1 protein-coding gene and 1 pseudogene are annotated in these 770 nt (G+C 69.2%); one reads left to right on the top strand and one right to left on the bottom strand.

Annotated elements, in window-relative coordinates; all coding sequences use genetic code 11:
* The coding region (locus tag MBTS_RS24190; protein WP_425324827.1) for a hypothetical protein at positions 1-163 on the bottom strand (163 nt) is incomplete at its 3' end.
* On the opposite strand from MBTS_RS24190, the pseudogene MBTS_RS23465 reads away from it, so the two are divergent.
* A pseudogene (locus MBTS_RS23465) lies at positions 107-770 on the top strand (cell division protein FtsZ); the annotation flags it as partial. The gene MBTS_RS24190 and the pseudogene MBTS_RS23465 overlap by 57 nt on opposite strands.

The following is a 770-nucleotide window of genomic DNA, read 5'->3' as shown; positions in this document are numbered from 1 at the left end:
GTCCGCCGCCCATGCCGGCGGTGATGAAGCACATGTGAGCGCCCGAGAGCTGGTCACGGATCTCGTCGATGACCTCGTCGGCGGCGGCCGAGCCGACCTCGGGGTGCGAGCCGGCGCCGACGAGGTCATCGACGAGATCCGTGACCAGCTCTCGGGCGCTCACATGTGCTTCATCACCGCCGGCATGGGCGGCGGCACCGGCACCGGTGCGGCCCCCGTCATCGCCCGCGCCGCCCGCGACATGGGCATCCTCACCGTCGGCGTCGTCACCAAGCCCTTCCAGTTCGAGGGCGTGCGCCGCATGCGCACCGCCGAGGCCGGCATCCAGGAGCTCCAGGCCGCCGTCGACACCCTCATCGTGATCCCGAACCAGAACCTGTTCCGGGTCGCCAACGAGAAGACCACCTTCGCCGACGCCTTCGCCATGGCCGACCAGGTGCTCTATTCGGGCGTCGCCTGCATCACCGACCTGATGGTCAAGGAAGGCCTCATCAACCTCGACTTCGCCGACGTCCGCGCGATCATGCGCGGCATGGGCAAGGCCATGATGGGCACCGGCGAGGCGTCGGGCGAGAAGCGCGCCAACCGCGCCGCCGAAGCCGCCATCGCCAACCCGCTCCTCGACGACGTGTCGATGAAGGGCGCGCGCGGCCTGCTGATCTCGATCACCGGCGGCAACGACCTCACCCTCTACGAGCTCGACGAAGCCGCCACCCGCATCCGCGAAGAGGTGGATTCGGACGCCAACATCATCCTCGGCGCCACCTTCG

The organism is Methylobacterium bullatum, from assembly GCF_014845095.1.
GTDB lineage: Bacteria > Pseudomonadota > Alphaproteobacteria > Rhizobiales > Beijerinckiaceae > Methylobacterium > Methylobacterium bullatum.
This window is presented reverse-complemented; position numbering and strand designations above follow the sequence as displayed.